The sequence below is a fragment of the Demequina oxidasica genome, assembly GCF_000975115.1.
GTDB lineage: Bacteria > Actinomycetota > Actinomycetes > Actinomycetales > Demequinaceae > Demequina > Demequina oxidasica.
The window spans coordinates 150,132-176,511 of record NZ_BBRE01000002.1 but is presented as its reverse complement, the minus strand read 5'-3'; the positions used below and the strand labels follow the sequence as shown (position 1 = coordinate 176,511).

Here is a 26,380-nt window from a genome sequence, read left to right as displayed (position 1 = left end):
GCCACAGCCAAGTGTGCGCGGCCGGACCTCGGGCTACGTTCCCACATGGCTACCGCCCATCGCAGTCGTGGGCGCGCTGCTGGTGCTAATGCCTCTCATCGCGATGGCCACGCGGGTGGACTGGGCAAACGTTGGCTCCCTGGTCACCTCGCCCAGCGCGGTCGCGGCGCTGGCGTTGTCGTTGCGCACGTCGGTCGCCGCCACAGCGCTTTGTGTTCTCCTGGGCGTGCCCATGGCAGTAGTGCTCGCCCGGGTCGAGTTCCCGCTCAAAGCACTGGCACGCACGCTGGTGCTGGTGCCGCTAGTGCTGCCCCCGGTCGTGGGTGGCCTCGCACTGCTCTACGCATTCGGCAGGCGCGGCCTGCTGGGCGGGACGCTAAACCTCCTGGGGCTGGACATCGCCTTCTCAACTACAGCGGTGGTGCTCGCGCAGACCTTCGTTGCGTTGCCCTTCATGGTGCTGACGCTCGAATCCGCGCTGCGCGCACAGGGTTCGACCTACGAAGCCGTCGCCTCCACGCTGGGCGCGCGACGCGGCTACACCTTTAGGCACGTGACGCTGCCGCTGATGTGGCCCGCGCTCGTCGCCGGCACGGTTTTGTGTTTCGCGCGAGCACTCGGCGAGTTCGGTGCGACCATCACCTTCGCGGGCAGCCTCGAAGGCGTGACGCGAACCGTGCCGTTGGAGATCTATCTCCAGCGCGAGGTGGACCCCGATGCTGCGGTGGCGCTGTCGCTGCTGCTCATTGTCGTCGCGCTCGTCATCGTGGGGTTCGCTTACCGCCACCCTGGAAGCAGGCGCGTGAAATGAGACTCCAGGCATCAGTGACCCTCGAGGAGCGCGGGCTCGACGCCGCCGTGAGCGTTAAATCCGGCCGCACGCTCGCGCTACTCGGCCCGAATGGCTCGGGCAAGTCGTCACTGCTGGGTGCCATTGCCGGCGTCCTGCGGCCCGACTCCGGGCGCACAACGTTGGGAGACGAGGAACTCTTCGATGTCTCCCCCGGCAACTCACACTGGCCACGTCCAGACGAGCGGCTGGTGGGCCTCCTCGGCCAGGAGCCGATGCTGTTTCCTCACCTGAGCGCGCTCGACAACGTCGCGTTCCCCGCGCGTGCACGAGGTGTGTCCAGGACCGAGGCCCGGCGCGAGGCGTTGGAGTGGTTGGCCGCCGTTGACGCCGAGAGCGTGGCGCAGTCACGACCGGGCGCGTTATCCGGCGGGCAGGCGCAGCGGGTTGCGATAGCGAGAGCGCTCGCAGCTCAACCCGAATTGCTGCTCCTTGACGAGCCGCTGGCGGCACTGGACGTAGACGCCGCAGTCAAGATTCGTGCCGTGCTCGCAGACGTGCTGCGCGACCGTACTGCGATCTTCGCGACTCACGACGTGGTGGACGCCTCGATGCTCGCGGACGACATTGCGGTGATGCACGATGGGCGAATCGTCGAGAGTGGTCCCACGCGGGACGTGCTCACGCGACCGCAGCACCCCTTCACCGCACGCATGGCGGGGCGCGGACTGATCCGCGGCGTGCGGACCGACGCCGGCCTTGAACTGCCCGATGGCGCTGTCGTGCGCGGAATGCTCGCGGACGATGCGGCGGTGGGCACAGATGCACTTCTCACCGCACGTCCCGCCGCGGTGGAGTTGCTCAGCAGGCACGCCGGTGCTCCTGGAGGCGACTCGAACACGATCACCGCGCCTGTCACGAACGTTGAGACACACGCCGAGGTACTGCGGGTCTGGGCGGGCGGACTTATCGCGGATATCGACCTGGATGCCGCTCGGGACACCGCGCTCGCACGCGGCGACCTCGTCACGTTGCGAGTTGATCCCGTTGGGGCGACTATTTACTCCAACGCCATGTCACCCACAAGTGATTGACTCAACACATGGCAACCATCGACCCAACCGTCGTCGAACTGCACCCCTATTCGGAATCCGACCTCGACCTTCTGCGCCGCGCCAACAGGCCAGAACTCATGGACCAAATGGGGGGCGTGGAGGACGATGCTGCGGTCGTCAAACGCCACGAGCGCTACCTGCGGCTTCCGGTCGATGGCAGCGGCCAGCAGTTCCGCGTGACCATTCCGGGACACCCCGAGGGCGTGGGGATGGTGGGCTGGTGGGTCCAGTCAGATCGTGCGATTCGCACGCTGGAATGCGGCTGGTCGATTGAGCCCGAGTCTCGCGGGCGCGGGATCGCACCCGCTGCCACCCTGGCGCTGATCCATTCGTTGCGGGAGCGCGGCGAGGGCGGAGTGCTGCACGCGTATCCCCGGGTGGACAACGCGGCGTCGAATGCGGTGTGCCGCAAGGCAGGGTTTTCGCTGGCCGGGACTGTCACAGACCCTTCGGTGGGCGCAGGCGTACTGGTGCTGAACGACTGCGTCGTCAAGCTCTGACCGTAGGTCCGGTACCCCTCTACCCGCCGGCGAAGGGCGGCAGCACGTCCAACGTCGACCCGGCGGCGACCAGTTCGCCTGCTGCAACCCGGCGTCCATCAACCATCAGCGCACACTGACGCCACACCCGCGCGAGGTCATCCCCGCTCGCGGCGATGAGCCCCGCACCGATGTCCTCGACGGTCCCTGCGGGTACACGAACCTCCTCGGTGCCGGCCGCCTCGGCGGCGGCCGCAAATAATCGAACCGTCACCATCAGCCGGGCATCTCCTCGGTCCAGGTCTGCGCGAGGTCGCTGGCCTTGCGAGACGCCTCAGCCACGGCATCGGCTCCCCCGCCGTGTTGTGCCGCGGCGTAGCCGATCAGGAAGGTGGCCAGCGGTGCCGCAGGACGCGTGACCGAGTGGGCGGCGTCGCGGGCAACATCGAGCAAGCCCTGAATGTCTACCTCGTCGAGGTCTATCTGGAGCTCGACGCACAGCGCCGCCACCCAGGATTCGAGTTGTGCCGGTGTTGTCATGATTCCTCCCCGATAGGACCGGGCCACGGCCGCGCGCCCCAACGGTCCGCGTCCTGCCAAGTATCGACGTCATCACTGGCGTGGTGAAATCCAAGGACGGGCGTCATGTCCAGCTCCGCGGTCAGGTGCTTCATCGACGATCCGGTGAGCTCGGCCACCGACTGCACGGCCGCGGCGAACGCACGCGCGCGATACACCGCCAGCAGCGGCTGCGAGTAACCCATGTCGTCCACCAGCCAGGCGCCGTCGCTCTCGCGCGCGGCCGCCGCCTGGAGTAACTCGGGCACGGCATCGGCGGCGTTGGGCATGTCGCACGCGAGTGCGAGGATCAGGTCCTCGGCGCCAAAGTCGTCAGCATTTTGCTCGGCAATCGCCGCCAATCCCGCAGCCAGTCCCGCCGCCGGTCCGCCACCCGGTGGATCCTCGCGCATCACGATCACCCCGTCGCGCGACAACGCGGCCGGCCCCACCACCACCACGGGCTGTGCCTCGCCCACCTCACAGGCGGCTAGCGCGAGATCCAACAGGGTGTCGTCGCCCACAATCAGATCCGGCTTGGACGCGCCGCCAAGCCGTCGCGCGTCTCCGCCCGCCAGCACTATCGCCGCGACACTCACGCGCCACGCCTCCAGTCGCCGGACTTGCCTCCGGTCTTCGCCACGAGCTCGACGCGGCTGATGGCCGTGCCCTTGTCCAGGCCCTTGACCATGTCCACCACGTTGAGCGCGGCGACGGAAACAGCCGTGAGCGCCTCCATCTCCACACCGGTGCGGTCCGCCGTGCGCGCGGTCGCCACGATCGCGACGCCCTCATCGGTCACCGACAGGTCCACCACGACGCCGTGCACGCCGATCACGTGAGCCAGCGGCAACAGGTCAGGAGTCTTCTTGGCCCCAGCAATGCCAGCGATGCGCGCCACCGCGAGCACGTCGCCCTTGGGCACCGATCCGTCCCGCAGCGCGGCCACCACGTGTGGGGCGCACTCCACGAAGCCGCGCGCGGTGGCGCTGCGTATGGTGGGCTGCTTGGCGGTCACGTCGACCATGCGCGCATGGCCCTCGCTGTCCAGATGTGTGAATTCGGTCACCGTGTTCTCCCCCATCACCATGTGCTCCTCATAAGTCCCACGGTATCGCCCGCAAACACCTCGTCAGTTTTTGCCGGCACCACGGCAAACGCCTGACCAAGCGCCAACGACGCGGCCAGGTGCGAGCGCGATCCGCCAGTGGTCGCGGGCTCCACGGTGCCATTGGAGTGAATCCGCACCGGCACATACTGCTGCCGGCCCGGGGGCGAACGCCACCCCGTCGCGGCGACGGCGTACGCGGCCTCCGGCTCAGGCTCGCCCACCATGGCGCGCAGCATCGGCGCGACGATGACCGCGAAGGACACCGCGACCGAGACTGGGTTGCCTGGCAGGCACACGATCGGCGTACCGTCCAGAACTCCCAGCCCCTGCGGCTTGCCCGGCTGCATCGCGACCGGCGCAAAGTCGACCCCGCGGCCCGCCAGCGCCGCCTTCACCACGTCGTACGCGCCCACGCTCACTCCGCCGGACGTCACAATGAGATCCGCCGATGCTGTGGCCAGCACTCCTACCAGCGCGGCGGGGTCGTCTCCCGCTCGCGGCAAGACGGTCACCACTGCCCCCGCGGCCGATGCAAGGGTCGCCATGAGCGTGCCGTTGGAGTCGTAGATACTTCCGTGGGACAGCGGCTGGCCGGGGTCCGTGAGTTCGTCGCCGGTGGCGAGCACCGCGACGCGCGGGCGCCGCGCGACGCTCATCCTCGCCACGCCCGCACTGGCCGCGGCGGCCATCTGCCACGGGCCGAGCCGCGTGCCAACGGCGAGCACCTCGTCGCCCGCGCTCACGTCCTCGCCGCGGCGACGCATGTGAGCGTCCAGTGGGGGCGCGACGGTGATGGAAACGGAGGTTCCAGCGACGTTGACTCCGGTGTGAGCGCTGAGCCCGCCTACGCCGGCGAACGAGTCCGTGTGCTCTACGGGCACAATCGAATCGGCACCCTCGGGCACCGGCGCCCCCGTCATGATGCGCGCGACGGTGCCGGGAGCCAAAGGCTCGGGCATACCCGACCCCGCGGGGATATCCGCGGAAATGGTCATGGCGACAGGGGCTGACTCGGACGCCGACGCCACTTCGTCCCGACGCACCGCGTAGCCATCCATGGCGGAGTTGTCGAAGGGCGGATTGTCGGTCCGAGAGGTCGCTGGGGAGGCGAGCACGCGCCCCAGGGCGTCACTGAGCGAGACGTCCTCGGCGGGCAAGGCGGAGACCAGCGCAGTTGCGACGGCGACGTGATCGGCGACGCTACGCACGCGCGCCTCCGCTGCTCGGCGTCGCCCCGGCGGACTCGCTGGCAGACGCGCCGGAACTACGCACCGCAAGGGAGCGCCACCGCCCCGTCCGGCCGTCGAGTACCTCGATGCGACCCTCCAACGTGGTGCCGGCGCCACTGGCAATCTTGATCGCCTCGGTGGCCATCGCCGTCGCCACCTGGCCGCACACCGTGCCCATCACTGGCCCACTGTCGCACACGTCGAGGTCGAGCTCGGGCTCCACGGGGAACGCATCCCGTAACCGCACGCTCGCACCAAACGCGGTCACCTGTCCGTGCCAGCCCTGCACCGCGCCCCAGGCGACGGGAACTCCCAGGCTCGCCGCCGCATCGTCTATTAGCAGGCGAGCGTTGAAGGTATCCGTGGCGTCGACCACGACGTCGTGGCCCGCGAGCGTGTCCTCAGCATTGGCAGCGGTCAGGCGTAGTGGCATGACGGTGACGTCGCAGCCCGGGGCGATGGCGGAAAGCCTGCGTGCGGCGGCGTCCACTTTGCGCTCCCCCACGTCGTCGGGGCCAAACAGAACCTGGCGGTGAAGATTCGTCACCGAGACTGTGTCCGAGTCGATCAGGGTAATGCGACCCACGCCGGCCGCGGCTAAGTACAGCGCCGCGGGGCATCCGAGTCCGCCCACGCCAACAATCGCCACCGCCGCACCTGCAAGCGCACGTTGGCCCTCGTCACCAAAGCCAGCGAGCGTGCGCTGACGCACGTACGGATCTATCTCCGGGCCGGTTGGGGTGTCTCCATCAAGCTCCACTCGCATCACGATACCGGTCGGCGACGATGTCGAGCAGGAGGGGGTGGGGCGCGAGAGGTGCGGTGAAGTGATCCGCACCCGCAGCCTCGATGCGCCCCTGGAAGAAACCCGGCGACAACAGGAACGATGCGACGGCCACCTCCATTTCCTCGCCGTTCGCGCGGGCCGCCTCGACGGCATCCGCGACGCTGGGCTTGATACCCGCGGCGTAGCCGATGCGCACGGGTCCACCCCAGTGTGTCCGCAGCATGTCCGCAGCCACCTCGGTATCCGCCTGCGAGCGCGGATCCGAAGATCCCGCAGCGGCCAAGATTAGCGTTGCCGTGTCGGGGATCCCAGCCTCCGCGACACGCTCGAGCACAATGTCGATCAGCCGCTCGTCGGGGCCGAGCGCGGGCGCGGCAACCACGTCGTCACGGCCCTCCGTCGCCTTGGCGACGTCTACGTACACGTGATACCCACCGGCAAGAAGCAGCGGAACCACCACAGCGACGGGGCCGGAGCCCTCGTCCACTACCGGGATGCCGTCGACCACCTGGTCGACCTTGGGATCCTGTACGTCGACGTAGGCTTCGCGGACGTCCACGCTTAAGTGGTCACGGACTGCGTCGAGCAGGTCCAGGATTACCTGCTGACCGGCGGGCTGGCGGGTGCCGTGCGCACAGCCAATCAGGACGGGACGCGACGTCCCGGCCGACTCGGCTGCAGCATCGGCGTTCACGAGGTCACTCCCAACGCGTAACCGCGCTTCACCACCGTACGGACGAGGCCCTTGGCGCCGGCGTTCTCGCGCAGACGGTTGATAGCCGCCTCGACGGCGTGGGGGCCCGCCTGAGCGCCAGGAAGGAGTTCGGCGAGCTCGTCTCGGGTCAGCACGTTTCCCTTGGCGGCGGCGAGCGCGCGCAGAATCTCCAGACCGGTGGGAGTCAGGGGCAGCACACGCCCGTCAAGCACCGCCGTGGTGGCGCGCATCACGAGCATGCCGCCGGCGGTGTGTTGCCCCACGGAGTCTTCGGCATAGTGGCGCACGAGCTCGCGGATCAGCGCGCCAAGTCGCCACCGTTCCGGATAACAGGTCTTGATGCCGGCGTCCTCGAGCGGACGTGCCGTCACGGGGCCCACGGCCGCCATCACGAGTGAGCCCTCCGCACTGCGACGCTTGACCTCCTCGACAACGCCAAGCTCGCGCGCGGTGGCGAGCCACTCGTGCGCTCCCGGCGCGGAGGTGAACAACACCGCATCGGCGCCTCCAGCCGCGGCCCGCTGAACCCATTTTCGGTGCACGGCGGGCTCTACCGGTGGTCCCCAGCCGTAGATCAGCAGACTCTGCACCTCGGCACCGGCGCTGGTAAACGCCTCATCGAGGCCATCGGAGCCGTTGCCGTGATGCTGCACGGCGATGCGCAGTCCGTTCACGCCCTCCGCCAGCAGGTAGTCGCGCAGCTCGGCCGCAGTCTCGCTCTCCGCAACCCAGTCGGACTCCAGCCCGGCAGCCTGTATCGCACCGCGCGCCTTGGGGCCGCGGGCCACCAGCCGCGCGCCGCGAAGGCAAGCCAGCAGGTCGTCTGCGAGGCCTGCTGCATCGGCCGCCTCAATCCAGCCCCGGAAGCCGATGCCGGTAGTCGCCACCACCACGTGGGGCGGGTGAGCAATGACCGCACGCGTGTCCGCGATGAGTCGCTCGTCATCCAGGTGCGGGATGGTGCTCAGCGCGGCGGCGTGTTGGACGGTGGCGCCCCGGCGCTCGAGCGCGGACGCGAGTTCCCGTTTGCGACGGTCGGCCGTGATGACCATGACGCATCCCGCGAGCGGTTCGCCAACCATAGTCACGCCTCGCTCCTCTACTTTGGGGTGGCGGCCACGAACGACGCCAATAGGCCGGGTCGTGCCACCTCTCCGATGACGATAACTGCCGGAGGTTTCACGCCTGTTTCGGAGGCGATTCGGGCAATGTCCACCAGCGGACCTCTCGTCACACGCTCGTGGGCGGTGGTCCCACTCTCGACGACGGCGACCGGGGTGTCCTCGTCGACTCCTGCGGCAATGGCGGATTCGGCGATGGCGGGTAGCGCGGAGACGCCCATCAGCACGACGACGGTGGCGCCAGCGAGCATGGACGCGATGGCCGCGGGGTCAGCTCCCGCGTGACCGGTGGTCACCAACACGGAGGTAGCCACGCCGCGTTGAGTCACGGGGATACCCACCGAGGCGGGCACGGACAACGCGGACGTCACCCCTGGCACCACCTCGTAGTCCACGCCGGCACTCAGGCATGCGTTGACCTCCTCGCCACCGCGACCGAACACGAACGGGTCGCCACCCTTGAGCCTGACGACGGTCTTGCCGGCGAGCGCCCGCTCAACCAAGATGCGGTTGATCTCGGCCTGCGGCACGGGGTGATTGTCCGGCGACTTGCCAACGTTGACCACCTCAACGTCATACGGAAGCGAGGACAGGATCGCTGAGGATCCCAGTCGGTCGGTGACCACCACATCGGCTTCGGAGAGTGCCTGGCGACCGCGGATGGTCAGCAGCCCGGCGTCCCCCGGCCCAGAGCCAACCAGGATGACCCGCCCGGCACCTGGGCGTCGACGCCGCAGGTCCACGTCGCCGCCGTCGACGACCGCGGCGATTGCGTCGCGTACCGCGCGCACTCGGACGGGGTCGGGCGCGTCGAGGGACACGACACCGATGGCGAGGTCGCCGTGAATCGAGGTGGCGGCGGCGCGCGCAGTGCCGAGCGAGGCATCCGACGCGTTAATGGCCCACACCCGGCGCTCTGCTGCCTTCACAGCTAAGAACGCATTGACCTCGTCGTCATTGGTCGCCAGCAGCGCAAACCAGGCACCCTCGAGGTCGTCCACTTCACAAGCGCGTCGGTGCCACTCGATATCGTGGTGGCTGGCCAGGCGCGCAATGTCGTCAGTCACCTCAGGAGCGATGACGATGATGTCGGCGCCCTCCGAAAGGAATCGACGCAAGCGACGGGTAGCGACGGCGCCGCCGCCCGCCACCACTACGCGCTTGCCACGCAGATCAAGTCCAAAAAGTGAGGTCACTCGCCACCAGCCAGGTCGATGTACACCTGGCCATTGTCCTGGGTGACGGGGTATGTCACCAAGTCGGCGGGGTTGCCCTCCTGAGGATCTTTGTCCATAGTCGCCAGGCATTGCCCTGTAGCAAGCGAAAACACTTGCTTGTAGATGGGCGACGCGATGGTGGGGATATCACCCTTGGAGCCGGTGATGCCCCTCGACATCACCGACGCGTTGGAAAAGGGGTCAAAATTCTGCACGGCGAACAGTCGGCCGTCGCTCAGCAGGAACAGTGCGACCTGAGTATCGCCCACGAGGGCCGCAACCCCAAGCTCGGGCGTCAGCTGATCCATGTGGCACACCCGCACCCGAGTCTCAATTCTTTGATCGGAAGCGTGAAGAGTGGTCATGAGCGAACCTCCAGGGTGGGCGAAGCGATGAGCACGGGCGAGTTCTCGCGTTCCTCAGCCGTGGCCGGGCGGCGCTGGCCACGTTCCGGCATGTAGGCGAGGGTGGGATCCGGCGTCTCGGGGGCGTTAATGAACGAGCTGAACTGACGCAGGCGCTCCGGGTCGCGCAACACCGCAGCCCACTCGTCCTCGTAGGTGTCGACGTGGCGCTCCATGTGAGCGTCCAAATCCGCGCAGATTCCCAGCGAGTCGTTCACCACGATCTCGCGAATGGCGTCCAGGCCACCCTCGTAGTCCTGCTGCCAAGGCGCCGTGCGCTGTAGTCGGTCCGCGGTACGGATATAGAACATCAGGTACCGGTCGATGACCTTGAACACCATATCGTCGTCGACATCCTCGACCAGTAACTGCGCGTGCACCGGGGTAAACCCGCCGTTGCCCCCGACGTAGACGTTCCAGCCGTTGTCCGTCGCGATGATGCCCACGTCCTTGCCCCGTGCCTCGGCACACTCGCGCGCGCACCCGGAGACCCCCATCTTGAGCTTGTGCGGGCTACGCAAGCCCCGGTACCGCAGCTCTAGCGCGATTGCCATCGTGGTCGAATCCTGAACCCCGTAGCGGCACCAGGTCGAACCGACGCAGGACTTCACGGTGCGCAGCGACTTGCCATACGCCTGGCCGGACTCCATACCCGCCTCGACCAGTCGCGTCCAGATCTCCGGCAACTGCTCAAGGCGGGCGCCAAATAAATCGAGACGCTGACCGCCGGTGATTTTGGTGTACAGCCCGTAGTCCTTGGCGATCTGGCCAATGAGAATCAGGTGCTCGGGCAGGATCTCGCCACCTGGCACGCGCGGCACGACGGAGTACGTGCCGTCCTTCTGCATGTTCGCCATAACGCGGTCGTTGGTGTCCTGCAATGCCGCACGGTCCTGCGCGAGCACGTGTTCGTTGTGCAGTGAGGCGAGAACTGAGCCGATAGTGGGCTTGCAGACGTCGCAGCCGCGACCCTTGCCAAAGCGCTCAATAATCTCGGAGAACGTTCGCAATTCGCTGACTTGAATGGCGTCGAACAGTTGCGCACGGGAGAACTCGAAGTGTTCACACAGGGCGTTGGAGATCTCGATGCCAGCCTTCTCGAGCTCGGAGCCAACGAGCTTCTTGACGAGCGGCAAGCAGGATCCACACGAGGTGCCGGCTTTGGTGCAGGCCTTGACCGCCGCAATGTCGGTGCACTCGTGCTCGGTGACGGCGCCGCGGATAGTGCCAGCGGTGACGTTATTGCACGAGCAGACGTTCGCGGCATCGGGCAGCTCGACGTTGGGGCGCTCGATCGCTCCCTCGGGCAGGAGCCAGCCGGCGGGGTCGCCACCCAGTTCGCTGCCGACCATGGGGCGCAGTGACGCGTAGGACGATGCATCCCCCACCAGGACGCCCCCCAGCAGGGTGCGCGCGTCATCGGTGAGCACGAGCTTCTTGTAGACGCCGGCGACCGGGTCTGCGTACACCAGCTCGAGCGCTCCTGGCGTGGTTCCGTGCGCGTCCCCAAAAGACGCGACGTCCACGCCGAGTAGTTTGAGCTTTGCGGCGGTGTCCGCGCCGGGGAACTCTGAGGTGCCGCCCAAGAGACGGTCCACGGCGATCTCCGCCATGGTGTTACCAGGGGCGATCAGGCCGATGCAGGCGCCCTGGATGCAGGCGACCTCGCCGATCGCGCTGATCGCAGCATCGCTGGTAAGACAGGCGTCGTCCACCACAATTCCCCCGCGCTCGCCAATCTGCAAGCCGGCCTCGCGCCCGAGCTCATCGCGCGGCCGCACTCCTGTCGCGAAGACCACGACGTCCGCCAACTGTTCCCCTCCATCGGCAAAGACCAGGCGGCCCACGCGGCCAGTCTTGTTGGGCTTGATGGACTGTGTCGCAGTGTTGACCTTGACGGTCACGCCAAGGTTCTCGACCAGGCGGCCGAGGGCGGCGCCACCGCCCACGTCCACCTGCAGGTTCATGAGGCGGTCGTTGAACTGGATCACCGTGCTGCTCGCGCCGAGCTCCTGCAACGCTCCGGCCGCCTCGAGACCCAACAGACCTCCCCCGATGACGGCGCCGCGGACGGGGCGCCCCTCCTCCTTGGCACGCTCCTCGACATAGATGCGCAGTGCGGCAACGTCGTCAATGGTCCGGTAGACAAACACGCCGGGCAGGTCCGCACCCTCAGTGGGGGGCGTCCAGGCGTAGGACCCCGTGGCCATGACCAGGTGGTCGTACGGGTACGTCTTGCCGTGCTTGTCGGTGACGGTGCGCAGTTCGCGGTCAACCTCTACGACGCGCGCGTCGCGGTGCAGCGTGACGAGCGGGTGGTCCCACAAGTCGCGGTCACCCAACTCCAGGTCCTCGGGGTGACGGCCGGTGAAGTAACTCGTCAGCGCGACCCGATCGTACGGACGCCGCGGCTCCTCAGCGAGCACGGTCACCGCGAACTCGCCGTCGGTGTCGCGAGCCCGCATCGCCTCGGTGAAACGGTGAGCGACCATGCCGCCGCCCACGACCACAATCTGCTTGGGGCTGGTGGGGTTAGATGCTGCACTCATGGGTCATCCCTTCGTCCGCCCCGCGAGTGCGGGGACTTTGGTGGCCGCGAACTGGTCCGCGGGGCGTGATTCTGTCGATACTTCGGCGAGGTCCGCTACGGCGCAGGTGCGAATGATGTCTCCCACGAGCGAGCGGCAGTCGCCGCAGCCCGTCGAGGCCCGAGTTGCACGCGCTATGTCGTCGGTCGTAGTACAGCCGTCGTGTACAGCCGCGACAATCGCGCCCTTGCTGACGGAGTTGCACTGGCAGACGGGGTGGTCGTCACCCATGTCCTCGACGGAGGTCGCCGCGGTGGTGACCGCGCCCGCGAGTGGACGGATGATCAGGTGTGCCGGGTCGCTGGGAACCGGGATCATGCGGGTATACATCGCACTGAGCTCGGCGGCGGCCACCTTGTCTCCCACGACGGTGGCACCGACGAGGAGCCCGTGAGAAACCACCACTTCCACAAAGCGGCCGATGCTGGGGTCGCTCATGCGCACGGCTCGCAGTTCGCGCGCGCCGTGATCGAACTTGCCCGACAACCCCATGGTCACGACGTCCAGGCCGGGCGCCTTGACGCGAACCACATTGGTCAAGTCCGTGTCCATCTCGTCGGCGCCCTTGGAACCGCGGCGCTGAGGGGCGACCACCGGCTGCGAGTCGGCGTTCACCGACCAGGCATTGACCAGGCGCGCGGCCTGGTCCCAGCCCTGGGCGACCAGGCCCGTTCCACCCGCGGGCGGCTGCGCGCAGTCACCGATGGCGAAGACCTTGGGGTCAACCGGCGAGGCAAGGTCGTCGCCGACCAGGATGCCGCGGTCGCACGGCAGGCCGGCGTTGCGCGCGAGGGCCGACTCGGTAATGGTGCCAGCACACATGATCAGCATGTCAGCCAAGATCTCGGTGCCGTTGCTGAGCTCCACCGCGGTGAGGACACCTCGGCGCTCGGTGATCCGCGTGACCGACGCGTCGGTGATGACGCTCACCCCCAGGCGCCCGAGGGAGCCCTCCGCGACGTTCGAGGCCGCGTCACCTAGCTGGCGCTCCATCAACCTGCCGTGATGGTGAACGAGAGTGACAGACAGTCCGCGGCCGGCCAGACCGGTCGCGACCTCAAGGCCGAGCACACCGGCACCCAGCACTATCGCTCGGCGGGCACGCGGAATCTGGGCGACGATCTGCTCGGCGTCGGCCAGATCCTTGAGGACCGACACCCCGGGCACCAGCCCTAGGTCCGTGGCGATGCCGTGAATGTTGGGGATCCGTGCCGCGGAGCCGGTGGCGAAGACCAGTCGGTCGTAAAGGTGAACCTCTCCTGTGCTGTCGGTGACTGTGCGCTCGCCTCTGTTGACCGACAAGGCCCTGACGCCCTGCCTCACATCAATGCGCGGGTGCGCCTCCGTCGGCAACGTCAGCATGGAGGCGTCAGACTTGCCCGCCACGACGCTGGACAGCAACACACGGTTGTAGGGTGCGGCGTCCTCCTTGCCCAGTACGGTGACGCGTGCGTCGGGACGTCGGGCCACCAGATCATCGGCGAACCGGGAGCCCACCATGCCGTAACCAATCAACAGAACTCTCATCAGGCGGATGCTCCTTCCGGGATTGGTGCCATCGCGGCGGCTGGGGCGACGGCGACCGCGGTGACCTTGAACTCCGGCATTCCGGAGATGGGGTCGGTGACGTCGTTCGTGAGCAGGTTTGCGCTGCCCGTTCCGGCCCAGTGGAAAGGCATAAAGACCGTGTCGGGACGGATGTCTGCGGTCACGCGGACGCGGGCAACGGCCTGGCCGCGCGTGGTGGTCAGCGTTGCGAACTCCCCTGCCACCAGGCCCATGCGTTCCGCGAACAACGGATGCACCTCGACGAAGGGCTCGGGCTGCGCTGCCACAAGCTCCTCGACTCGGCGGGTCTGGGCGCCGGACTGATAGTGCTGCAGGACTCGCCCGGTGACCAGGTATGTCGGGGCGTCCTCGCGCACGTCGTCCGCGGGTGCGTGATGGTCGACCACGACCATGCGGGCGCGGCCATCGGGGGTGTTGAAGCGGTCAAGGAACACGCGCGGCGTTCCCCATGCCGAGGATCCAGGCGACGCCGGTCCTGATGTCGCCGTGCCCTCACCCGTCGCCGGGCAGGGCCACTGCACGCCCTCACCGTCCAGCATTGGATACGTGATGCCACTGTAGTCGGCGGTGCCGCCCTTGGAGGCAAGTGCGAGTTCCGCGAACACCTCCTCAGCATCATCGGCGAACCCGGTGGAGTAGCCCAGGCGTGCGGCGAGCTCGCGCAGGATCCACAACTCCGAGCGAGCCTCGCCGGGCGCTTCGACTGCCTTGCGACGCCTGATGACACGGCCTTCGAGGTTGGTCATGGTGCCGTCTTCTTCAGCCCACTGCGTGACGGGCAGAATCACGTCGGCGAGCATCGCCGTTTCGGAGGGCACCAGGTCGCTCACCACGAGGAAGTCGAGCCGCCCTAGGGCGTCGATGATCTCTCCGGAGTTTGGTGCCGACACCACCACGTTGGAGCCGTGTACCAGCAGCGCTCGGGCGCCCTCCTCGGTGCCCAGGGCCTTGAGCATCGGCACCGCCGGGATTCCCGCTCCGGGCAGGTGGTCGGCGGGGACGCCCCACACGCCGGCGACGTACTCGCGGGCGGCGGGATCGGTGATCATGCGGTACCCGGGAAGCTGGTCTGCCTTCTGGCCGTGCTCGCGACCGCCCTGACCATTGCCCTGACCCGTAACCGGACCAAAGCCGGATCCCTCTACGCCCACCAACCCTAGCGTCAGCGCGAGGTTGATCGCGGCCGTCACGCAGGCTGTCCCCTGCGACATCTGCTCGACCCCACGCCCGGTCAGTACGTAGGCGCCGCCTCCACCGTGCACGGGTGCTGCCGCGGCCAGCAATCGGGCCACGCGGCGGAGTTCATCGGCGGGGATCCCGCACACGGCCTCCGCGCGCTCGGGCCACCACTGGGCGACCGAGCGGCGGATTGCCTCCCAGCCCTGCGCGCGGGACTCCAGGTAAAACAGGTCAGCCAGCCCCTCCGCAAACACGATGTGGGTCAGCGCGAGCAACACGACCATGTCGCTGCCGGGCACGGGGGCGAGGTGCACCCCGGCCCCGTCGCGCGTCAGTTTGGCGGTCACGGTCTCCCGCGGATCCACCACGACTAGGCCGCCGCGCTCGCGGCAGCCGGCCAAGTGCTGCACGAATGGCGGCATCGTCACGCCCATGTTCGAGCCCAAGACAAAGACCGCATCGGCGCCACCCAGGTCCGCGAGGGGGAAGCCGAGCCCGCGGTCCATACCGAATGCCCGGTTCGACGCCGCTGCGGCCGATGACATGCAGAACCGGCCGTTGTAGTCGATGAACGGGGTCTGCAGCACGACGCGGGCAAACTTGCCTAGCGCGTAGGCCTTCTCGTTGGTCAGGCCTCCGCCGCCAAAAATGGCGATCTTGTCCTTGCCATGCTGCGTCTGAATCTCAGAAAGTCGTGAGCTCACCAGGTCGAGAGCCTCGTCCCAACCGGCCGAGCGAAACCCGCCGTCCGCGGTGCGAATCATCGGCTCGGTGATGCGGTCGCTCGCACGAAGCACCTCGGCGGAGGTCCATCCCTTTTGGCACATGCCGCCGCGGTTGGTGGGAAAGTCACGGCCCGTCACCTGGAGCGGCATTGAGCCGGCCGGAGTGGGCGTCAGCGTCTGCGCGCATTGCAGCGCGCAGTACGGGCAGTGGCTCGCGACCGAACCGCCGGCGATTGCCGCCGGCGATCCGGTCGCTACCTGAGAGTCAGTCATACATCACACGTTCTGCATCCGTGCGCCGCCGCGGAGGAAGAACACCCACGTCAGGACAGCCATGAAGATGAATACCCCGATGTAGATTTGCAGAGCCGGGACGATCGAGCCATCGAATGTCGCCTGCGACCACTTGTAGACAAAGGGAATCGCGAACCCACCAAAGGCGCCGATCGCGGAGATGATGCCCACCGCTCCGGCAGACTGTCGCTTGTACTCGAGGACCGTCTCTTCTGAACCATCCCCGTCCTGGTCGCGTAGGCGGTTGAAGATGGACGGGATCATGCGGTAGGTGGAGCCGTTGCCTATCCCGGTGAAGGCAAAGAGCAGGATGAAACTGAGGAAGAACAGGAACAGGTTCTCCTGCTGCACGCCAAGCACCGCAAGGTAGCCGCCCGCTGCCATGACCAGAAAGGCCACCACGGTGATGATGGAACCGCCAAACTTATCCGCGAGCTTGCCGCCGTAGGGGCGGGATAGAGAGCCGATGAGGGCGCCAAGGAATCCCCATGACAGCGCGATGTCGCCGCGATCAAAGACCACCTTGAGCAAGGTGGGGAAGGCGGCGGAGTAACCAATGAAAGACCCGAAGGTGCCGATGTACAGGAACGCCATGAGCCAGGTGTGACCGTGGGTGAGCGACCGCGCAGTGGGCTTGGGGTCGGCCTTGGCCTCGCGCAGGTTGTCCATGAAGATAAACGACAGGATGGCTGCGGCGACCGCGAGGGGCGCGTACAGCAGACCGGCGGCAGGTAGGCCGATAGCACTAATACCAATCGCGAGCGGAACCAACTTCTGGGCGACCGCGACACCAATGTTGCCGCCGGCCGCGTTCAGGCCGAGCGCCCAGCCCTTCTCCTTGTCTGGGTAGAAGAACGAGATGTTTGCCATCGAGGAGGCGAAGTTTCCGCCACCGAGGCCTGCCGTCGCGGCGATTGCGAGCAGCACCCCGAACGAGGTGTCGGGCTTGCCGAGCACCCAAGCCATCCCGAGCGTAGGAATGAGCAGCAGCAGCGCGGAGATGACGGTCCAGTTGCGGCCGCCAAAGATCGGTACGGCGAACGTGTACGGGACGCGCAGGAAGGCACCCACGCCCGATGCCACGGCGAGCAGGGTAAGCCCCTCACCCGGGGTGAGAGCCCAGCCGCCAGTGCCGGCCTCGAGGAGGACTCCATTGGAGTCGAACGTGCCGTACATCTTGACGACGACGATGCTCCACAGCAGCCAGACGGAAAAGCCGATGTGCTCGGCGAGGATCGAATACCAGAGGTTGCGGAAGGCAATGGCCTTACCCTTGGCCTCCCAAAAAACGTCGTTCTCGGGTTCCCAGCGCTCAATCCAGCGGCCCTTGCCGATGATTCCTGGCTCTACCTGGCGGGTGTCGGTGGTGTCGTTGATTGCCATGTGTCCCCTCCCCCTGAGTTGACTGCGGAGACGTCTGACCGACGTCAACGTCAGTGTCGGACACCACAAAATCTAGGGAGGGGGTGTTACGGGAGGTACCCCCGCATGTAAAGCGAGGGAAACTTTTCTCTCACCCCTGGCGCGAGGCGACTGTGAGAAAGAAGGCGAAGGGCGGCGCCTGCGACTAAGGCCGGGTGACCGCCCATGTTGCGACAGCGTCAGCGACACGGTCGATGTCTGCGAGCGTGTGAGCGCCGGACAGGAACCATGCCTCGAATGAGGAAGGTGGCAGGTAAATCCCACTATTGCGCAGCGAGTGGAACAGTTCCGCGTAGGCGTCCTGGTCCTGCACCGCGGCCTGGTCGAAGGTGGTAGGCGGGGTGTCCAGACCCAAGAAGAACGAAGCCAAGGTGCCCGCCCGACCAACGGCGTGAGGCATGTTTGCACCGGAAAGCGCGCCCGAAACATTAGCGACAAGGGCGTCGGAATGTGACGCGAGCCGCCCATAGAAGCCCTCGTCGAGGAGCGACATGGTCGCGATGCCCGATGCCACGGCCACCGGGTTTCCGGACAGGGTTCCGGCTTGGTAGACGCTACCAAGCGGCGCGAGTTGTTCCATCAGGTCAGTGCGTCCCGCGAGCGCGGCCACGGGCAGTCCCCCGCCAATGACTTTGCCGAACGTGACTAAGTCCGGAACCCACGGCTCGTTGCCGCGCGCGAGGGCCGCGTCGCGCTCCACGCCCCAGTACCCGGCGGGTCCAGCACGGAAGCCGGTGAGCACCTCATCGAGGATGAAGACCGCACCCTCGTTGCGGCACAGCGAGGCGATCAGCTCATTGAACCCGAGAGGGGGCGTGACGACACCCATATTGGAGGGCGCGGCCTCAGTGATGACCGCGGCGATGCGCGCCCCGTGCTCGGCGAACGCGTCGGTGAGCGCAGCATCGTCTCCGTAGGGCAGGACGATGGTCTGGGCGGCAATGGCCGCCGTCACCCCACCGCTGTCGGGCACGCCGGAGGTGGCGAGCCCGGATCCCGCGGCGACGAGCAGACCGTCGGAGTGGCCGTGGTAACAGCCCGCGAATTTCACGATCAAGTCGCGGCCCGTCGCGCCGCGCGCCAAGCGAACCGCAGTCATGGTCGCCTCGGTGCCGGTGCTGACCAATCGCACCCGCTGGGCAGGGGCGTAGCGCGCACGGATGGTCTCCGCGAGCTCAATCTCAGCCTCGGTAGACGCACCAAAGCTCAGCCCCTTGGCCGCGGCCCGCTGTACTGCCTCGACCACCTGCGGATGTGCGTGACCGACGATCGCCGCGCCCCACGAACACACCATGTCCACATAGGTCTGACCGTCCGCGTCCGTGACGTGTGCACCCAGGGCAGAGGCGATCGGCACAGGGTGGCCCCCCACTCCGTTCCACGCGCGCACCGGCGAGTTCACTCCTCCGGGAGTGATGTCCGCGGCGCGCGCCGCGAAGGCGTCCGCGTCAAAGGTTGCAGCGTCAGAAGCGTGAGTCATCAAGGGGTCCTTAACTTTCTTTGAGCCACGCGGCAAGGTCCAGCGCCGCGTAGGTGACGACGATGTCGGATCCGGCGCGCACCATAGAGGTCAACGCCTCGAGGTGAGCAGCGCGGCGATCCAGCCAGCCGCGCTCGGCGGCGGCCTCGATCTGGGCGTATTCTCCGGACACGTGATACGCGGCTACCGGGACCCGGGAGGCAGCGGCGACCTCGGCGAGAACGTCGAGGTACGGCAGCGCAGGCTTCACCATCACGATGTCTGCGCCTTCGGCCTCGTCGATTTCCGCTTCGAGGATTCCCTCGCGCCCGTTACCGGGATCCATCTGATAGGTCTTACGGTCTCCGTCGAGCTCGCTCTGCACGGCCTCGCGGAAGGGTCCGTAGAACGCGGATGCGTACTTGGCCGCGTAGGCGAGCAGCGAGGTATCGGTCAGGCCCGCATCGTCGAGCACCGCCCGAATGTAGGCCACCTGACCGTCCATCATGCCGCTGAGCCCCAGCACGTGTGCGCCCGCACGGGCCTGCGCGAGAGCCATGTCTCCGTACGCGCCGAGCGTCGCATCATTGTCGACGTTCCCGTGTGGGTCAAGGAGGCCGCAGTGGCCGTGGTCCGTGAATTCATCTAGGCATAGGTCTGCCATCACGACGAGCCTCCCGTTGGCCGCCGCTACGGCACGTTCGATTGCTCGATTCAATATGCCGTCTGGGTCCGCTCCTGCAGATCCAGTGGCGTCCCGCTTGGCAGGTATCGCGAACAGCATAACTCCGCCGATGCTCGCCTGTGCCGCCTCCTCCACGAGGGCGGTCAGCGAATTTAGGGTGTGGTGACTCACGCCAGGCAGCGAGGTGATGGGCTGCGGCTCGGTGACGGATTCGTGGACAAAGATGGGTAGCACGAGCGCATCGGCGCTGGGCCTGGTCTCCCGCACCAGCTTGCGCATGGCGGTGGAGACTCGCAGCCTGCGAGGCCGGCGCTGGGGTCCGATGTCGGTCATAAGTCCTCCGCGGAGTCGTGGGAAATTGATAAACCCTGAGTCGTCACGCTGTGTTCGTCAGCGAGCGCGTCGACGAGTGCGTCGACGATGCCGTCGTACGACGGCGTGTCGGCCACCGTGGTCACGCTCAGGCCCGCAGCGGCGGCAGAGGCTGCTGTGGTGGCGCCAATGGCTACGAGGCGGGTCGTGAGAGCGACGTCGGGACACTGCGCGGCGAAGCGTTCCGCGACAGAGCCCGAGGTAAGCAACACCGCATCGACGCTGCCGTCTCGAAGCGCGGCGGCGGTCTGGGGACCCATCCCGGGTCCGTCAACAGTCCGGTAGGCCTCAACCGCGTCGACGGTCCATCCCTTACTTTCTAAGCCCCGGGTCAATATTGACGACGCCAGATTTCCTAGCGGCGCGAGCACACGTCCGGGGCCGTCCGGCATTTCCGCGACGATTCCTGCCGCGGTCGCCTTGCCTGAGGGCAGTAACGCCACGTTAAGTCCGACCTCCACGCACACCCCTACGGTGGAGTCCCCCACCGTCGCAACCTTCGCGCCGGGCTGCGGCTCCCCCAGCGAGGTACCCGCGGTGGCGGCGAGTTCAGCCATTGCTGTCACCGCGTTGCGGCTCGTGACTGCCATCCAGTCGTATTGGCCCGAGCACCATTTGGCCGTAGCGATGGCGAGTTCCGCGGGAGTCGACGAGGGTGCGATGGCGATGAACTCCACCGCATCCACCTGCACCCCAGCATCACTCAGCCTGTCTGCGAGGGCTCTGCGCCGCGCGGTGACCGGCACCAGTACGCGCGCACCCCGCAAGATGCTCACGAGCGACCCATCAGCCGCGCGGCACCTCTACCCATCAGCGCCCAGCCAGCAGACTTGCCGATGGATTCGGCACGCGCAGACTCACCGGTGTCAATCTCGTTGAGCACCAACGTGCCCGCGAGGTTCGTGACACGAGCGTTGAGTTTCAGTGTCGAGCCCTCGACGGTGGCGTGAGCGGCCACGGGTGCCGAACATCCTGCATCGAGGATCCCGAGCGTCGCGCGCTCGGCCGTCACCGCGGCGCGGGTCTGAGTGTGATCGATTGCCCCTACAAGGTTCACCAGTTCTTCTGGGGCGTCATTGCGAATTTCTACGCCCAACGCTCCTTGACCAGGGGCCGGAACCATCTGGGTGACGTCGAAGAACTCGGAGACTTCATCGGACCGGCCCAACCTGGCAAGCCCGGCCGCGGCCAAGATCACCGCGTCAAAGTCGTTTCCCACACGGCCCAACCGAGAGTCAACGTTGCCGCGCAAGTCTGCCACCTGCAGATCGGGACGTAGCGCCCTGACTTGTGCCGCTCGACGCGGCGAGCTGGTGCCGACTCGGGCACCATCGGGCAAATCCGCGAGGGTCCGACCGTCGGCGCACAGCGCGTCGCGCACATCCTCACGCTCCGTCACGGCCACCATGTTGAGCTCTGGGTGTGCTCCCACGGGCATGTCTTTGAGGGAGTGCACGATCAGGTCGCATTCGTCATTAAGCAACGCATCGCGGAGCGCGTTGACGAACACCCCTACCTCACTGAGCCCTACCAGCGAGCCCTGCGTGCGGTCGCCCTTGGTCGAGATCTCGATTAACTCGACACTGACGTCAATACCTTGTGCGGCGGCACGCGAGACGATGTCGTCCGCGACCATTCCCGACTGGGTAGTCGCGAGGGTCGAGGCGCGCGTACCGAGGCGAAGTTTCATGTTCACTAGCGTCCCACAATGCTCGACTGCGCGGTCACGGCTGCGAGGTGTCCCCGCCGTCGGGCTGGGCAACATCCGTCGCGCTCGGCTTGCGCGACCCGGTGCGCCACACAACTACACCCACCACGATGCCGACAAGTAGGCCGATACCGATGATCCACCACCACACCGAAGTCCCAGAATCCTCGTCAACTGTGGCGCTGATGGGAACGGCGCTTGCCGAGGGCTCGGAGATTAGGCTCGGGGAGGGTGCGGAGATCTGGCTCGGCGCTGCAACCGAGCTCTCGCTCGGCTCAGGGGATGCCGACTCGGGCAAGGGAGCCAATGGGGAAGGGCTCGCGCTCGGAACGGAGTCAGGTGCAAAGGTGAAAGAGATGGTGTCCTCGAGGGGGTGGCCGTCGTTCGCCACTACGCGCCAGTCCACGTCATAGTCGCCCGCGGCCAGGTCAGCTGGTAGCGGTGCGGTGAGGATCCGAGGCACCGAAAGATCAATGACGAGGTCAACAGTTACCCCGTCGGAGTCGGTCAGCGTCACAGAGTTGCCGATGTCCAACAGTTCCTCGGAAAACTCCAACTGAACGTCGGTCAATTCCGTCAGCACATCACCATCAGCAGGAGTCTCGCTAATCAATGACGTGTGAGCATTTGCAGCGGGGGCTATGGCTAGCGCGAGGCCCGACAGGACGGCAAGCGCGACAATTTTCATAGGAGTAAGGAAGGCACGACTCATGCGGCCCATTCTCCCATCTCACACGCGTGGCCACCTCCACCTTTCCAGCCACGGCAAAGGCGGGGCCCGCGGCACAAGTTGCGCGCAGGACCCCGCCCGAAGAACGCGGCTAGATGAGCCAGCGGTTCTTCTGAACGACTCCCATTCCTCGCCACCACGTGCCGAGGCCAATGGATTGACGCGCGAGCTCCAGTTGGACGCACGCAACGATCGCGAGGATTTCGATGATGTGTTCATCGACGAACGGGTTGGTGGTGTTGCCGCCCTGGTTCGGCCAACTGTGTGAGATGTACATCATGCTCAGCATCGCGATTCCCGCCCACATGGCGATCCTGGTACCAATGCCCAGCATGAGGGCGAGTCCGATGCCGGCAAGGCCGAGCATGAACGGCCAGTCTGTCCACGCCTGAGTGCCGAGGTTCACGAAGAAGTCCGCGAAAGGTCCGGATGAGCTACCTAGGTAGCCCTCGGTGATTCGTGCACCGTTAATCCACGCGGAGTCGCATCCCACTGTGATGGTGCCCGTATCGCCGTCGCGACAGGTGGAGAAACCCAGCCCGAAGAGTTTGTCGATGAAGGCCCAGAAAAAAATGAAGCCCACTGCGATGCGCAACAAACTAAGAAAGGGCCAGCCACCGCGACCCGCGACCGCTACCTTTCGGTCCGAGACGGTTGGCTCCGGCGTATTGTCCGTCCTCATTGTGTCGTTCGTCATCACGATGTCCCCGTTCGCAAGTCGAGCAGCAGCCCGAGCGACCACCCTTGGCCACTACAACGAAAGTACGCCAATCTGGTACCTGACGCGAGGCGAAATCGCTGGTGTGACCGGGTTAGACAGGCAGAGTGACATCGCGCTGGATGTGGGCCTTCAGCGCCGCTGGCATGTCAACACCGGAGTTGTCGAGCAACCACTGCACTTGCAGCCCGTCCATGAGCGCGATCAACTGTTGGGCGGCGCGTCGCGAGTCCACCCCCTCCTTCAGCATGCCCTGTGCTGCAACTTCCGCGTAGGCGCGCGCGACCTCGTCAACCAGGCGCGCATACCGCTCCTGGAAGTACTGGTGGGCAGGGTGCTCGACCGATGTTGATTCGGCCGACACCACGACAAACAGCTCAACGATGCCTGGACGACCTTGGTTCACCTCCGCCGAGCGCACCAGCCGCCGTAAAACGTCAATTCCGGAGTCGTCGGCGCGTGCCTGCTCAGCTCGATCCACCTGGTCACGATGATCCAACACCGCCAGCAGCAGCGCCTCCTTAGTGGGGAAGTGATAGAGCAGGCCCGGGTGCGAGATTCCGCATCGCGAGGCGATGTCCCGCAGAGACGCACCGCGGTATCCCTGCTCCCCGAACTGCGTCAACGCTGTCTGCAAAATGAGCGTGCGCGTCTGGTCACCCTTGCGGGTTGCGCTTGCTACGGGGGTGCCATCGAGCCGCGTCGTTTCACTCGTCATACGGCAACCTTAGATTACCTACCAAGCGGTAGCGCTGCCCGCGCCCGAGTGGTTGTGCGACAACCAAGGACCGTTCGCCAGAACACGAGGGAACGAGAAAAGGCCTCAAGCGTCATGATCGCGATAGTCATGAGCGTCTCGCCCCACTCCGAGGTGTCTGCGTCGCGAAGCCCAGTACGAAGGTCTTATCGATCAACATCCAGTAGGATATGTTGCCCATCAAGACCCGGATGACGCTGAGGCTGGGGACCAACACATGGGTAACACGTGGAGCCAGCCGCTTTCCGTACGCCCCCGCATCCGGCATTCACCAGATTTCCTACCGAGCGGTAAGTAGATCCGATACAATAGGTTCGAAACGATTCGTTAGATGCCATCAGCGCCCCGCTACACACCAAGGATTTCCTGTGAACGACTCCCCGTACTTGGACCCCTCACTCCCCACCGCACAGCGAGTCGAGGACCTCATCGCACGCATGACTCTGGCCGAGAAGGTCGGGCAGATGATGCAACTCACCGCGACGGACGGCGTGCAGGCGATCATCGAGGACTTCCACGTGGGCTCGATCCTTCACACCTCTCCCGAGCGCGTGCTTGAGGCCCGCACCTGGACCGAGAAGTCTCGACTGCAGATTCCACTGCTGGTGGGCGAGGACTGCATTCACGGGCATTCGTTCTGGGAGGGGGCGACCATCTTCCCCACGCAACTCGGCATGGCCGCCACGTGGGATGCGGACCTGCTCGAGCGCGTGGCACGCGCCACCGCAGTCGAGGTCGCCGCCACCGGAATCCACTGGACCTTCTCCCCTGTCCTCTGCATCGCGCGCGACCTACGGTGGGGCCGCGTCAGCGAGACATTCGGTGAAGACCCGTACCTGATCGGCGAGCTTGCCTCGGCAATGGTGAAGGGCTACCAGGGCGACGGCCTGGGCGACCCGACCGCAATCCTGGCCACCGCCAAGCATTTCGCTGGCTATTCCGAGACCCAAGGTGGGCGCGATGCCTCCGAGGCCGACATCTCGCGCCGCAAGTTGCGCGCCTGGTACCTCCCTCCGTTCGAGCGCGTCGCACGCGAGGGAAGTGCCACGTTCATGCTGGGCTATCAGGCCACGGATGGCGTGCCCATCACCATCAATGATTGGCTCCTCAAGGACATCCTGCGTGAGGAGTGGGGCTACACCGGCACCCTCATCACGGACTGGGACAACGTGGGAAACCTGGTGCGCGAGCAGCGCCTGTTCCCGGACTACGCCCGGGCCTCGGCCGCCGCCGTGAACGCCGGCAATGACATGATCATGACTACTCCGCCGTTCTTCCAGGGCGCGCAGGATGCGGTCGCCCAAGGCCTGCTGGAGGAGTCGCGTATCGACCAGGCCGTCGCACGCATCCTCACACTGAAATTTGAGCTCGGCCTGTTCGAGAACCCCCGTATGCCCGATGCCTCCCTCCAGGCCGCCAATATCGCCACGCCCAAACACACCAACATCAATCTTGAGTCTGCCCGCCGCTCGCTGGTTTTACTCCAGAACGATGGCACACTGCCCCTCCCGATCGACGCACCTAAGCGCATCGCGGTCGTCGGCCCCAACGCGGACGATGCGCAGACACAGTTGGGTGATTGGGCCGGCTCTTCCGGGCAGGCTCCGTGGCTTGCCCACGGCCACCCTCGCGAGCAGATCATCACTGTGCTCGACGGCCTGACCGACCTTGCTCCTGAGGGCTGGGTCGTGACGCACACCCGCGGCGCGGACATCTTGACACTTGGCGAGGACCCAGCCGGTGCCTTCTTTGCCGACGGCCAGCCGCGCCCACAGGTGGTCATTCCGAGCGAGCCAAACGCGGCAATGATCGCCGATGCCGTGGCGGCAGCGCGCGACGCGGACTACGTTGTCGCCGTGGTGGGCGACCGCATCGAACTCAATGGCGAGGGCAAGTCCACCGCGACACTGGACCTCATTGGCGGTCAGGTCGCACTTCTCGATGCCCTCGCGCAGACCCACACTCCCGTGATTGTGGTGGTGCTCGCGTCCAAGCCGCTGGTCCTCCCCCCCTCTGCACACCAGGCCGCCGCCATCATCTGGGCCGCGAACCCAGGAATGCTAGGAGGCCAGGCGCTTGCCGAGTTGATCGTCGGGCACATCGAGCCAAGTGGACGCCTGCCCATCTCCTTCGCGCGCCACGTGGGCCAGCAGCCCACCTTTTACAACCAGATCGACGCTCAGCACGGCACCCGCTACGCCGACCTCACGCAGCAGCCCGCGTGGGTGTTCGGTGAGGGCTTGTCCTACACCACCGTCGAGTACTCGGGACTACGCATCGCCCAGCCGGAGCTCGGCATGGACGACACTGTCCGGGCCAGCGTCACCGTCACGAACACGGGCAACCGCCCCACCCGTGAGACGGTCCAGATCTATGTGCGCGACGTCAATACGTCCGCGACGTGGGCAGACCGCGAGCTCAAGTCTCACTCGCAAGTGGATCTCCAGCCCGGCGAGTCGGTAGCCGTGGATATTTCCGTACCGGTCGCGGACTGCTCCATGGTGAATGCGAGGGCTGAGCGGGTAGTAGAGGCCGGAGACTTCGAGCTGCTTGTGGGCCCGTCCTCTCGCCTCGATTCACTCCAAAGCGCGCGGTTCAGGGTGCGCGAGGCTTGAAACTTACCGCGTGGCAAGTAAAGCCTGAGAAAT

25 protein-coding genes are annotated in these 26,380 nt (G+C 66.3%); 4 read left to right on the top strand and 21 right to left on the bottom strand.

Annotated elements, in window-relative coordinates; all coding sequences use genetic code 11:
• Positions 1 to 13 precede the first annotated feature (13 nt).
• From AOP77_RS07820 to AOP77_RS07810, 3 genes are read left to right on the top strand one after another with little or no spacing between them, the layout of a single operon-like run.
• Positions 14 to 811 (top strand): ABC transporter permease, encoded by a 798-nt coding sequence (locus AOP77_RS07820; protein WP_062211960.1) that lies wholly within the window; start codon positions 14 to 16, stop codon positions 809 to 811.
• On the top strand, positions 808 to 1,884 hold the full coding sequence (locus AOP77_RS07815; RefSeq protein WP_084622460.1) for a sulfate/molybdate ABC transporter ATP-binding protein: 1,077 nt from the start codon (positions 808 to 810) through the stop codon (positions 1,882 to 1,884). Before AOP77_RS07820 ends, AOP77_RS07815 begins: the two co-directional genes overlap by 4 nt.
• Positions 1,885 to 1,892: 8 nt before the next feature.
• Complete coding sequence (locus tag AOP77_RS07810) at positions 1,893 to 2,405, top strand: GNAT family N-acetyltransferase (protein WP_062211954.1); 513 nt, start codon at positions 1,893 to 1,895, stop codon at positions 2,403 to 2,405.
• Positions 2,406 to 2,424: 19 nt separating this feature from the next.
• On the opposite strand, the gene AOP77_RS07805 is transcribed toward AOP77_RS07810, so the two are convergent.
• The 21 genes from AOP77_RS07805 to AOP77_RS07705 all read right to left on the bottom strand — a co-directional run bounded on the left by AOP77_RS07805 (position 2,425) and on the right by AOP77_RS07705 (position 23,693).
• Positions 2,425 to 2,661: a MoaD/ThiS family protein gene (locus AOP77_RS07805; protein WP_062211951.1), complete on the bottom strand. Its 237-nt coding sequence runs from the start codon at positions 2,659 to 2,661 to the stop codon at positions 2,425 to 2,427.
• Entirely contained in the window at positions 2,661 to 2,924 is a 264-nt protein-coding gene (locus AOP77_RS12450) for a DUF6457 domain-containing protein (protein ID WP_062211947.1), read from the bottom strand. The genes AOP77_RS07805 and AOP77_RS12450 overlap by 1 nt, the downstream gene beginning before the upstream one ends.
• A complete protein-coding gene (gene mobA / locus AOP77_RS07795; RefSeq protein ID WP_062211944.1) occupies positions 2,921 to 3,541 on the bottom strand; it encodes a molybdenum cofactor guanylyltransferase in 621 nt (206 codons plus the stop codon). Before mobA ends, AOP77_RS12450 begins: the two co-directional genes overlap by 4 nt.
• Complete coding sequence (gene moaC, locus AOP77_RS07790; RefSeq protein ID WP_269078423.1) at positions 3,538 to 4,011, bottom strand: cyclic pyranopterin monophosphate synthase MoaC; 474 nt, start codon at positions 4,009 to 4,011, stop codon at positions 3,538 to 3,540. Before moaC ends, mobA begins: the two co-directional genes overlap by 4 nt.
• 14 nt (positions 4,012 to 4,025) lie before the next feature.
• Entirely contained in the window at positions 4,026 to 5,261 is a 1,236-nt protein-coding gene (locus AOP77_RS07785) for a molybdopterin molybdotransferase MoeA (protein ID WP_062211938.1), read from the bottom strand.
• Positions 5,254 to 6,042 (bottom strand): HesA/MoeB/ThiF family protein, encoded by a 789-nt coding sequence (locus AOP77_RS07780; protein WP_062211935.1) that lies wholly within the window; start codon positions 6,040 to 6,042, stop codon positions 5,254 to 5,256. The genes AOP77_RS07785 and AOP77_RS07780 overlap by 8 nt, the downstream gene beginning before the upstream one ends.
• A complete protein-coding gene (locus tag AOP77_RS07775; RefSeq protein ID WP_062211933.1) occupies positions 6,032 to 6,763 on the bottom strand; it encodes a sirohydrochlorin chelatase in 732 nt (243 codons plus the stop codon). The genes AOP77_RS07780 and AOP77_RS07775 overlap by 11 nt, the downstream gene beginning before the upstream one ends.
• Positions 6,760 to 7,866 carry a uroporphyrinogen-III synthase gene (locus tag AOP77_RS07770; protein WP_062211930.1) on the bottom strand — a complete coding sequence of 369 codons (1,107 nt, stop codon included), beginning with the start codon at positions 7,864 to 7,866 and terminating at the stop codon, positions 6,760 to 6,762. Before AOP77_RS07770 ends, AOP77_RS07775 begins: the two co-directional genes overlap by 4 nt.
• A 17-nt stretch (positions 7,867 to 7,883) precedes the next feature.
• A complete protein-coding gene (gene cobA / locus AOP77_RS07765; RefSeq protein ID WP_062211928.1) occupies positions 7,884 to 9,101 on the bottom strand; it encodes a uroporphyrinogen-III C-methyltransferase in 1,218 nt (405 codons plus the stop codon).
• Positions 9,098 to 9,487 carry a nitrite reductase small subunit NirD gene (nirD, locus tag AOP77_RS07760; RefSeq protein ID WP_062211925.1) on the bottom strand — a complete coding sequence of 130 codons (390 nt, stop codon included), beginning with the start codon at positions 9,485 to 9,487 and terminating at the stop codon, positions 9,098 to 9,100. The genes cobA and nirD overlap by 4 nt, the downstream gene beginning before the upstream one ends.
• Positions 9,484 to 12,075: a nitrite reductase large subunit NirB gene (gene nirB, locus AOP77_RS07755; RefSeq protein WP_062211922.1), complete on the bottom strand. Its 2,592-nt coding sequence runs from the start codon at positions 12,073 to 12,075 to the stop codon at positions 9,484 to 9,486. The genes nirD and nirB overlap by 4 nt, the downstream gene beginning before the upstream one ends.
• A gap of 3 nt (positions 12,076 to 12,078) precedes the next feature.
• Positions 12,079 to 13,641, bottom strand: coding sequence for an FAD-dependent oxidoreductase (locus AOP77_RS07750; RefSeq protein WP_062211918.1), 1,563 nt, complete (start codon positions 13,639 to 13,641; stop codon positions 12,079 to 12,081).
• Entirely contained in the window at positions 13,641 to 15,860 is a 2,220-nt protein-coding gene (locus AOP77_RS07745; protein ID WP_062211915.1) for a molybdopterin oxidoreductase family protein, read from the bottom strand. The genes AOP77_RS07750 and AOP77_RS07745 overlap by 1 nt, the downstream gene beginning before the upstream one ends.
• A 3-nt stretch (positions 15,861 to 15,863) precedes the next feature.
• Entirely contained in the window at positions 15,864 to 17,264 is a 1,401-nt protein-coding gene (locus tag AOP77_RS07740) for an MFS transporter (RefSeq protein ID WP_062211912.1), read from the bottom strand.
• 184 nt (positions 17,265 to 17,448) lie between these two features.
• Positions 17,449 to 18,783 (bottom strand): glutamate-1-semialdehyde 2,1-aminomutase, encoded by a 1,335-nt coding sequence (locus AOP77_RS07735; RefSeq protein ID WP_062211910.1) that lies wholly within the window; start codon positions 18,781 to 18,783, stop codon positions 17,449 to 17,451.
• A 10-nt stretch (positions 18,784 to 18,793) separates the two neighbouring features.
• On the bottom strand, positions 18,794 to 19,780 hold the full coding sequence (gene hemB, locus AOP77_RS07730; protein ID WP_062211907.1) for a porphobilinogen synthase: 987 nt from the start codon (positions 19,778 to 19,780) through the stop codon (positions 18,794 to 18,796).
• Complete coding sequence (locus tag AOP77_RS07725) at positions 19,777 to 20,595, bottom strand: uroporphyrinogen-III synthase (protein WP_084622457.1); 819 nt, start codon at positions 20,593 to 20,595, stop codon at positions 19,777 to 19,779. The genes hemB and AOP77_RS07725 overlap by 4 nt, the downstream gene beginning before the upstream one ends.
• On the bottom strand, positions 20,592 to 21,509 hold the full coding sequence (hemC, locus tag AOP77_RS07720) for a hydroxymethylbilane synthase (protein WP_062211901.1): 918 nt from the start codon (positions 21,507 to 21,509) through the stop codon (positions 20,592 to 20,594). The genes AOP77_RS07725 and hemC overlap by 4 nt, the downstream gene beginning before the upstream one ends.
• A 34-nt stretch (positions 21,510 to 21,543) precedes the next feature.
• Positions 21,544 to 22,239, bottom strand: coding sequence for a copper resistance CopC family protein (locus AOP77_RS07715; protein WP_160300067.1), 696 nt, complete (start codon positions 22,237 to 22,239; stop codon positions 21,544 to 21,546).
• 109 nt (positions 22,240 to 22,348) lie between these two features.
• Positions 22,349 to 22,954 carry a DoxX family protein gene (locus AOP77_RS07710; RefSeq protein ID WP_062211895.1) on the bottom strand — a complete coding sequence of 202 codons (606 nt, stop codon included), beginning with the start codon at positions 22,952 to 22,954 and terminating at the stop codon, positions 22,349 to 22,351.
• Between the two features lie 115 nt (positions 22,955 to 23,069).
• Complete coding sequence (locus AOP77_RS07705) at positions 23,070 to 23,693, bottom strand: TetR/AcrR family transcriptional regulator (RefSeq protein ID WP_084622455.1); 624 nt, start codon at positions 23,691 to 23,693, stop codon at positions 23,070 to 23,072.
• 407 nt (positions 23,694 to 24,100) lie between these two features.
• On the opposite strand from AOP77_RS07705, the gene AOP77_RS07695 reads away from it, so the two are divergent.
• The gene (locus AOP77_RS07695; RefSeq protein WP_062211890.1) at positions 24,101 to 26,347 is read left to right on the top strand and encodes an exo-beta-d-1,3/1,6-glucosidase; all 2,247 of its coding nucleotides are present in this window, start codon (positions 24,101 to 24,103) and stop codon (positions 26,345 to 26,347) included.
• Positions 26,348 to 26,380: the final 33 nt, after the last annotated feature.

Bases quoted from the DNA above. Each gene is read 5' to 3' on its own strand.
- AOP77_RS07815 (WP_084622460.1), top strand. From the start codon at position 808: ATGAGACTCCAGGCATCAGTGACCCTCGAGGAGCGCGGGCTCGACGCC.
- AOP77_RS07810 (WP_062211954.1), top strand. From the start codon at position 1,893: ATGGCAACCATCGACCCAACCGTCGTCGAACTGCACCCCTATTCGGAA.
- AOP77_RS07805 (WP_062211951.1), bottom strand. From the start codon at position 2,661: ATGGTGACGGTTCGATTATTTGCGGCCGCCGCCGAGGCGGCCGGCACC.
- AOP77_RS12450 (WP_062211947.1), bottom strand. From the start codon at position 2,924: ATGACAACACCGGCACAACTCGAATCCTGGGTGGCGGCGCTGTGCGTC.
- AOP77_RS07770 (WP_062211930.1), bottom strand. From the start codon at position 7,866: ATGGTTGGCGAACCGCTCGCGGGATGCGTCATGGTCATCACGGCCGAC.
- nirD (WP_062211925.1), bottom strand. From the start codon at position 9,487: ATGACCACTCTTCACGCTTCCGATCAAAGAATTGAGACTCGGGTGCGG.
- nirB (WP_062211922.1), bottom strand. From the start codon at position 12,075: ATGAGTGCAGCATCTAACCCCACCAGCCCCAAGCAGATTGTGGTCGTG.
- AOP77_RS07750 (WP_062211918.1), bottom strand. From the start codon at position 13,641: ATGAGAGTTCTGTTGATTGGTTACGGCATGGTGGGCTCCCGGTTCGCC.
- AOP77_RS07745 (WP_062211915.1), bottom strand. From the start codon at position 15,860: ATGACTGACTCTCAGGTAGCGACCGGATCGCCGGCGGCAATCGCCGGC.
- AOP77_RS07740 (WP_062211912.1), bottom strand. From the start codon at position 17,264: ATGGCAATCAACGACACCACCGACACCCGCCAGGTAGAGCCAGGAATC.
- AOP77_RS07735 (WP_062211910.1), bottom strand. From the start codon at position 18,783: ATGACTCACGCTTCTGACGCTGCAACCTTTGACGCGGACGCCTTCGCG.
- hemB (WP_062211907.1), bottom strand. From the start codon at position 19,780: ATGACCGACATCGGACCCCAGCGCCGGCCTCGCAGGCTGCGAGTCTCC.
- hemC (WP_062211901.1), bottom strand. From the start codon at position 21,509: ATGAAACTTCGCCTCGGTACGCGCGCCTCGACCCTCGCGACTACCCAG.
- AOP77_RS07715 (WP_160300067.1), bottom strand. From the start codon at position 22,239: ATGAGTCGTGCCTTCCTTACTCCTATGAAAATTGTCGCGCTTGCCGTC.
- AOP77_RS07710 (WP_062211895.1), bottom strand. From the start codon at position 22,954: ATGACGAACGACACAATGAGGACGGACAATACGCCGGAGCCAACCGTC.
- AOP77_RS07705 (WP_084622455.1), bottom strand. From the start codon at position 23,693: ATGACGAGTGAAACGACGCGGCTCGATGGCACCCCCGTAGCAAGCGCA.